Genomic DNA, 7,114 nt, shown 5'->3' with positions numbered 1-7,114 from the left:
TGTCTGTCTTTGTTGGTAGTCATAAACACGACCGTTTGCCTATCCCTTATGGTAAGGGGAAAACGATGTCCGGTGTTTCAGGGGGCTTGTTCACGCGCTTCTATTGGCCTTCTATTCTGCAACTGCTTGCTCAATGGCTGTGGTTTGGTTTGTCTATCAACAGTACGCTTGAAGTAGTTTATGGTCCTTCTTTCGGACTTTGATGTTGATTTCTGCTTGTCGCAGTCAGGCTGAACGTGAACAAAACACCCATACAGTTCAAGGAACCAATCATGCGTAAGTTCATAAAGCGTCATGGGATCCTTCCGATCGTAGGCGTAATATTCCTCTCTGCTCTAGTTGTTTTTGTACAAATTTATGGGGAGCGTTTGGACCCATTTGATGGCAAAACATGGAGTGATTTCGACAGTAACAAATCGACCCATAATGCTGCCGATAAGTAGCGCTACGGTATTCACCTGGACCGGTATCACCCCTAAGTTTGTACAAACCCGCTAGGGCAGGCTATGAAGTACTGGCTATCGAGGTAGATAACTGATCGGGAAGAACGGACGATGGCCGTGATGTTCTATGGAGAGGGTGAGCACCCTACAGGATTCATGGGCTACAGGGTGGCGACCACGCTGATTGAAGAATCCGAGTTTCGACAGCGCTACTTTGGCCTATCGGACTAAAGTCCTGCTCAGGCGCATAGCCTGGCTGAATCGCTCGAAAGGAAATGGCGTACCGAGGCCGAGGCGATCAAGCGCGCCAAAGGCCTGCGTCATGGCTGTCCCAAGGGGGGCCGGGTGTACTGGCCATGGGATTCCGGGCGGCATTCAAGGTTGGGCGGGGTCGCAAGGATCACTATGGAACCTACATAACTCCCTGTTTTGTTGTTGCCAATCCCGGGTATGGCAAAGGCGAAAAACGATTTCTAACGTCGGTATATGGTTTCGACGGTGCCTTTGCGGCAGCAGCAGACCACTACTGCAAGGTGTACAACCTGAACGACCAGGAGCTAGAGCTCGTCCTTGCAAAAAAGCCCAGTCGGGACCTTTTTGTACATACGCTACGGTTGGGACTACTCAAGCGCGGCCATATTATCACGGCGGCCGAGGTGGCTAGACAGCTTGAGGCTCTATAGGTATGAGCCATGATGCTCTTCCTGTACGCATCTAACTGTACCAAATTCAGGATGGTTAATATTTGGCGCCAACATCCATGTCATGCGCCTGCCTTTAGGGTTCGAATTAGTTTTCGTCAAGTATTGCCGGCCTAACAGGACTGGACACAGCCTTAAGTCATTCCGCTATGTGTGCCCTAAAGCCTGTTACACCTGGCGCAATGCCGGTGCGGAGCGTTAATGCAGGAATGTCATAGTCACCGCCATTCTGTGAGCGGAACTGGATAGGTGCTGTATGGAACAGGTTATCAAGACGCTCACCAAGACCAGTGCAAATCGCGGCATATCGGTCATCGTCCACTCGGCTGGTCCGGTAGACTACAAAAGGTGGTAGTACATCAAAACCAGGGTAATACAGCACACCATGCTGTATTGGAAAGAGCACATCCTCGATCGATCCGTTGATGCCACGTGGACTGTAATGTGAGTCCCAGCCTCCAGCAGTAACTACTAGCATTGCACGCTTACCTGCAAGAGTACCTTCACCGTAGCGATCTCCCCACCGGCTATCCGAATGCTCGCCAACGCCATAGGCAAAGCCGTAAGCATAGACACGGTCTACCCAGCCCTTAAGAATCGCCGGCATGCTAAACCACCAGAGCGGGAACTGAAGAATTACCGCGTCAGCCCATAGCAGCTTGGCCTGCTCGCCAGCAATATCAGGGCTCTGCCGGCCACTCTCATAGGCCTGCATGGAATCGAGCGACGGGTTGAAAGGCTTTTCAGGTGAAAAATCGAGACTGTCAGCAGCGTCGAGAGTTGCTTTCCACTGCATGGCATAAAGGTCCGAGATCTTGACCTGGTGGCCCGCTTCCAGCAGGTGCTGTATGGAAAAATTCTTTAAAGCACCGTTAAGGGAATGGGGCTCTGGATGAGCGTAGATCAATAACACATTCATGTCCGGTATCCTCGGCTCGTTTCGGTCAGCAGAGGATGCCGCGCAATATAATATTATTGAAACGTATAACGCTAATACTAGGTATCGCGGTGGGCGATTTCAGTAAGCTTGACCTGAATCTACTGGTTACACTTGATACATTGCTCGTTGAGCACAACGTCACGCGAGCAGCCGAGCGCCTCAATCTTGCGCAATCATCAGTAAGCGTGCAATTAGCGAAGCTACGCGATTACTTTGATGATCCGCTTGTGCTGCCTGGCCCACGTGGCATGCGTCCAACAACCAGGGCTAACGAACTACGTGAGCCCTTGCACCAGGCATTGGAAGCACTTGCTGAAGCCATCCAGGGCACCAGGGTTTTTGAACCCGCGCTCGCGCAAAATACCTGGCGAGTAGCAGCAACGGACTACGCTGAATCAACCATCATCCTGCCAACCTTGAATACATTGACGACACAAGCGCCCAAGACGCGGCTGGCAGTGCTGGAAATGGTCCCCAAACGCATTGCTAAGCAACTTGAACAGGATGATATGGATCTGGCTTTCCATACACTTCATGACAGTCCCCCAACACTACGCTGTCATCCGTTGTTCAAGGAACGTTACGTACTAGCTGGCCGTGCCCATCACCCTGTACTGGCGCAAGAGCTTACCTTGAAAGAGTTTTGCAAGCTTGAGCACGTTGTTGTCTCTCCAGACGGCGGTGGGTTCTCTGGGGTTACCGATCAGGCTCTTGCGACACAGGGTATGACTCGTCGCGTTGCGCTTTCCGTCCCGCACTTCCTGTTCGTCCTTTCGGTACTGACTGCAACTGATATGGTTGCCGTTGTGCCTTTAAGACTGGCTCGTAATAATCCAGCCCTCTCGTTTATAGAACCGCCACTGAATATTCCAGGCTACGAGATAAGCATGCTTTGGCATGAGTGTTTGCATCACGATCCGGCACATCGGTGGTTACGTGAGCAATTTGTTGCATCATGTGCAGGGGAGCTGCCAGGACGGCGATAGGTGCTTCGTAATGGTAAATAGCCTTGCAGGCTGTGCTTTGGCTTATAGCTGTTGGAAAGTGATCATGACTGATTTGCCTGGACGCATTCAGTTACGCCGCACCAAGGGCTGGCGCTTGCCGGAGGGCGCTGTACGTGTTGCCAGACCAGGCAAGTAGGGAAATCTCTTCAGTGTTGCTGAGCATGGCCGCGAAAGGGCCATAGCGCTTTTTTCAGCGTATCTGGATCAGCAGCTGGCCACTGGTGCACTTGATATAACGGAGCTGCGTGGCAAAGTTCTGGCTTGCTGGTGCCGCCTGGACGAACCCAGCCATGCTGATGAATTGATCAAACGCGCCAATAGCTGATACTCAAGCCCTTGCATACCAGAATTCCCGTGAGAGAGTGAAAGTGTCTTCCACTTTCAGCATCTCTTTATGTCGCCGCCTTAAGCGTGACTTGGTGTGTAAGTGACACATTGGGCGTATATGCCTTTATCAATCCAATGATCGTCCTTCTGATGGTTAGCCTGTTGCTGGCGCTGGGCTGGCTCGTTACGGAGCTGATCAAGGACAAGGAGTCTGCGACTCAAAAGGTCTCAGCTCGGCCTGCAATGGGTCAGCACAGGAGCGCTTTCTGCGGCCGCAGCTATGCCGAGGCCGGGAGGATCTTCAGCGCGCCCACCTTATGTTAGCCCAGTAGGCATATGATCATTTCTCAAACCCAGTCTTCGTAAACAAGGCTAGGGACACGGCTAAACTCACGCACATTGTTGGTCACAAGTACACAGCCAATAGCCACGGCATGCCCTGCAATAGCGGTGTCGTTAGGGCCAATTGGCGTGCCGGCCTTGGCTAGCACGCGCATGAGTTCGACAGTAGCATCGACTGCCCTCTGATCCCAAGGCAGTACGGCATCCAGGCGTTTTACAAACTCATCAACCAGCGTCTTGTGCTTGGTCGATGCTTTTTTGCCGATCTGCCCATAACGCATTTCGGCGTAAGTAATGGCCGAAATCACAATCCGGTTGCCCTGCTCCACTTCAGTGGCCAGACGCTGGATCACCGAAGCCGGATGTTCTCGCATAATGAAAGAGCAGATGCAGGTATCAAGCATGTAGGTGATCACAGATTGAACCTGCCCTCATCGCCGACTACTGGTTGCCGCTCTTGCAGGAAGTCAGCATCAGCCTTAGGGATCTCAGCAAAAGATGTCCAGGATGGCCGAGCAGGACGCAGGGTTATCACATCACCCTCCCGCGTAATCTCAAGCTCCCCGACGCCTTCATAGGCCATGTCATTGGGCAGGCGAACGGCCTGATTTTTACCATTTTTGAAAATAGAGACGGTACGCATGTCTTGCTACTCCCGCACATGTTTGACATATGCAAATATAATAGCATGCTTAGGCATATGCAAGGCATATGGCAGAGCTAAAGAGCAAGCTTGAAAGCCCTGCGTATCGTATCTTGATCGACGCTCAGATAGGTGTCGCAACATGATTCGTACAGAGCTGAACCGGCTGGTGAGCGGAAAAACCACGTACAGAATGAACGTTAGTCGCTTGGCTCCTGGCGCTTAGGAGCTGACCCACGAAATAGCTTGATCTACATGTAACGCGTGCAGTACTGTAAATGCACACAGTATTAGGTTGTGTACATGGCAAAGAAAGCAGCGTCTCCACCACCTCCCAAGCCCTATGAAGTTTTGGCGATGCGTCTTCAGCGGGTAATCAACAGCCCAGCTGCTCAGAGGTCTAAAACAGCGCTGCTTGAGCGGCTTGAAAGCGATCCAGATGACGCCTGGGATCGGGTCATGGAGGAACTGAGTGACACTGACAACGTGACCCTGGCTTTTCGCGATGACGGCCATGTTCAGATCTTTTGGACAGTCCCGCAGGAAGGTTGACCGTACATTCTCTTACTCTCCGGTAGAAGCTATTCTCTCAACTACGCACCGTCCAAAGCTGATCCAGCCGTGTAGTATAGCTCTGGCTCATCAGCTCACGCCGCATGGCCCAGCCGGGTTCATCCGTAATACGCGCAGGCCGGAGCATTCCTTTGCCAAACTTGCGATTGATGCTGTCCATGGTGCTCATGAGCCGGTCGGCACCTGCTGACTGCTCTGGCTGGAACAGGTCCATGGAGTACTCGCCACGTTGCTTGAGGTCCATGAGCAGGATCTCGGATTTGGCGTAGCCATAGCCCTCCCGATAGATATGCTTGAGGCCGTGCAGGGCATACTGGACCAACACGCGCGTGTCATCGGTGGGGTAGGGCAGGTTCAGGATGGCTCCGTTCGAGTAGCGCTCCTCGGGCGGGCCGTGCATACCCGTCTGAATGCCTACGCGCATGACCTGGCAGAGTGACTGCTGCGCCCTGAGCTTTTCTGCCGCCCGAGCCGTATAGCTGGCCACCGACTCTGCCACGGCTGAAAACAGGTACTGGCGCTGGCCAAACATGCGGCTGGTACAGATCATCTGCTTGGGTGGTGCCACTTCTTCCAAATCGATGCAGGAGATGCCGCGCAGCTCGCGTACCGTCTTTTCAAGAGTCACGTTGAACATCTTGCGGATCGACCACGCATTGTACTGTGCGAGGTCCCAAGCCTTCTCGATACCCAGCAGCTTGAGCTTCTCCTCAAGCCGGCGGCCTACTCCCCAGACATCACCTACATCGATGTGCTGCAGTGCCCGGTTGCGACGGTCGGGGTCGCGCAGGTCCAGTACACCACCTGTAGACTTGTACCAGCGTTTGGCAGCATGGTTGGCAAGCTTCGCCAGTGTCTTCGTAGTGGCAATGCCCACACCTACCGGAATGCCAGTGCATTTGAAGACATGCTCCTTGATCACGCGGCCCATCGCTTCAGGCGAACCTGGAATACCGGTAAGGTCGGCAAAGGCCTCGTCTATATAAAGGAAAGGTGTCAACCCATGGACATGAGTGAAACCCGCGCCAACTCTAGTTTCCCGCTGAATACACCATGGCCATAGATATCCACCTATGAAGTGCTTTCAGAGTCTAATTTGCCCATACCGAAATCTGCTGTTGACTGCGGACACCACCGCTTCTGGCCTAGTGAAATCATTCATGACAGGCAGTTATCGGCCGATTCTGTTGAAAAAGTCGGAATTTCAGGCTGGAAGAAGTCGACGTTGGCCCTCACTTCAGAACCTGGTCACCACGTTGCGTGGCTTTCCGGTTCCGCGATGATCGTTGCAGCTTGGCGAGCGCGTTGTTGGCGCCATATAAGAATTCAGCAATGCTGGAACCTACACTTAGCCGTTTGACTCCTAGGCTCGTCAATTCGTCTATGTTTGGTTGGGCGTTCCAAGAAAGCAGGTTTACGGGTAATCGCGTTGCCTCGTACAGCGTGGCAATGTCGTTTTCCTCAATCATTCCGGCTGCAAAAATGCAGTCTGCACCTGCTTGCTCAAACAGCGATGCACGGGAGAGGGTCTCTTCCAATTGTCGCGCTGGCTCCACCAAACATCTCAGATAAACGTCAATTCGTACGTTCACGAACAGGTCGATTCCATGCTTGTTTGCTACCTTCTTTGCCACTTCGACTTTTCGCAAAATCAGATCGGTGCTGCCTGTTCCGTCCTCAATGTTGATTCCAACGGCTCCAGCCCTAACTACGCAGTCAATAACTTTAGCAACCGACTCAAGGTCGTCAGAATAGCCCCCTTCGACATCGACCGTGAGGGGTACTGTAAGCACTCGAACCATTGACTCAACTGTAGTAGTCAGCAATTTTAGAGGAAGTTGATTGCCATCCTGGTCTCCATGCACCCAAGCAACGGCGGAGCTGCTGGTCGCGACTGCCTTACTCCCTACGCTCTCGAACGATACGTGCGCTGCCAGCATCGCTCACGTTAGCGAGTACCAACAAATTATCTTGGTGAAGGTTACGGAAACCCGCACTTAGTGGCGTCATTCAGTGGTACCCCGGTGAGAGAAGACAGGTGCAGATCGCGCTATCGTAAGCTGACTACACCGACGTCTCCACCGACAATTGTCCCATCATGCTGCGAATCCTCCCGCTGGCCGATGACCTGATTTTGC

General features: G+C 52.7%; 8 protein-coding genes and 2 pseudogenes. 5 read left to right on the top strand and 5 right to left on the bottom strand.

Going from position 1 to position 7,114, the window contains the following annotated elements; all coding sequences use genetic code 11:
• Both IQ22_RS23275 and IQ22_RS22670 read left to right on the top strand, forming a co-directional pair.
• Positions 1-203: hypothetical protein (locus IQ22_RS23275; protein ID WP_208733693.1), on the top strand; the 203-nt coding region annotated here is incomplete at its 5' end.
• A gap of 515 nt (positions 204-718) precedes the next feature.
• Positions 719-1,126: a hypothetical protein gene (locus tag IQ22_RS22670; RefSeq protein ID WP_145146074.1), complete on the top strand. Its 408-nt coding sequence runs from the start codon at positions 719-721 to the stop codon at positions 1,124-1,126.
• 157 nt (positions 1,127-1,283) lie between these two features.
• Here the strand turns inward: IQ22_RS22670 and IQ22_RS22665 are convergent, their stop codons facing one another.
• Positions 1,284-2,063: an NAD(P)H-dependent oxidoreductase gene (locus tag IQ22_RS22665; protein ID WP_145146073.1), complete on the bottom strand. Its 780-nt coding sequence runs from the start codon at positions 2,061-2,063 to the stop codon at positions 1,284-1,286.
• An 89-nt stretch (positions 2,064-2,152) separates the two neighbouring features.
• On the opposite strand from IQ22_RS22665, the gene IQ22_RS22660 reads away from it, so the two are divergent.
• Together IQ22_RS22660 and IQ22_RS24235 are read left to right on the top strand one after the other, a co-directional pair.
• Complete coding sequence (locus IQ22_RS22660; protein ID WP_145146072.1) at positions 2,153-3,070, top strand: LysR family transcriptional regulator; 918 nt, start codon at positions 2,153-2,155, stop codon at positions 3,068-3,070.
• A gap of 169 nt (positions 3,071-3,239) precedes the next feature.
• Positions 3,240-3,416, top strand: a pseudogene (locus IQ22_RS24235) (DUF4326 domain-containing protein); the annotation flags it as partial.
• A gap of 349 nt (positions 3,417-3,765) precedes the next feature.
• Here the strand turns inward: IQ22_RS24235 and IQ22_RS22650 are convergent.
• Together IQ22_RS22650 and vapB are read right to left on the bottom strand one after the other, a co-directional pair.
• Entirely contained in the window at positions 3,766-4,176 is a 411-nt protein-coding gene (locus IQ22_RS22650; protein WP_145146071.1) for a type II toxin-antitoxin system VapC family toxin, read from the bottom strand.
• Complete coding sequence (gene vapB / locus IQ22_RS22645) at positions 4,173-4,403, bottom strand: type II toxin-antitoxin system VapB family antitoxin (RefSeq protein ID WP_145146070.1); 231 nt, start codon at positions 4,401-4,403, stop codon at positions 4,173-4,175. Before vapB ends, IQ22_RS22650 begins: the two co-directional genes overlap by 4 nt.
• A 303-nt stretch (positions 4,404-4,706) precedes the next feature.
• Here vapB and IQ22_RS22640 point away from each other — a divergent pair, with 303 nt between their 5' ends.
• Positions 4,707-4,955 (top strand): DUF1654 domain-containing protein, encoded by a 249-nt coding sequence (locus IQ22_RS22640; protein WP_145146069.1) that lies wholly within the window; start codon positions 4,707-4,709, stop codon positions 4,953-4,955.
• A 37-nt stretch (positions 4,956-4,992) separates the two neighbouring features.
• Here the strand turns inward: IQ22_RS22640 and IQ22_RS22635 are convergent, their stop codons facing one another.
• Entirely contained in the window at positions 4,993-5,976 is a 984-nt protein-coding gene (locus tag IQ22_RS22635) for a DUF4113 domain-containing protein (RefSeq protein WP_145146068.1), read from the bottom strand.
• 292 nt (positions 5,977-6,268) lie between these two features.
• A pseudogene (locus IQ22_RS22630) lies at positions 6,269-6,986 on the bottom strand (isocitrate lyase/PEP mutase family protein); the annotation flags it as partial.
• Positions 6,987-7,114: the final 128 nt, after the last annotated feature.

Source organism: Pseudomonas duriflava, assembly GCF_007830155.1.
Taxonomy (GTDB): domain Bacteria; phylum Pseudomonadota; class Gammaproteobacteria; order Pseudomonadales; family Pseudomonadaceae; genus Chryseomonas; species Chryseomonas duriflava.
The sequence above is the reverse complement of the archived record's forward strand: the minus strand, read 5'-3'. Positions and strand labels throughout refer to the sequence as shown.

Coding starts and splice junctions, on each gene's coding strand:
- IQ22_RS22670 (WP_145146074.1), top strand. CDS start 719: ATGGCGTACCGAGGCCGAGGCGATCAAGCGCGCCAAAGGCCTGCGTCA.
- IQ22_RS22665 (WP_145146073.1), bottom strand. CDS start 2,063: ATGAATGTGTTATTGATCTACGCTCATCCAGAGCCCCATTCCCTTAAC.
- vapB (WP_145146070.1), bottom strand. CDS start 4,403: ATGCGTACCGTCTCTATTTTCAAAAATGGTAAAAATCAGGCCGTTCGC.
- IQ22_RS22640 (WP_145146069.1), top strand. CDS start 4,707: ATGGCAAAGAAAGCAGCGTCTCCACCACCTCCCAAGCCCTATGAAGTT.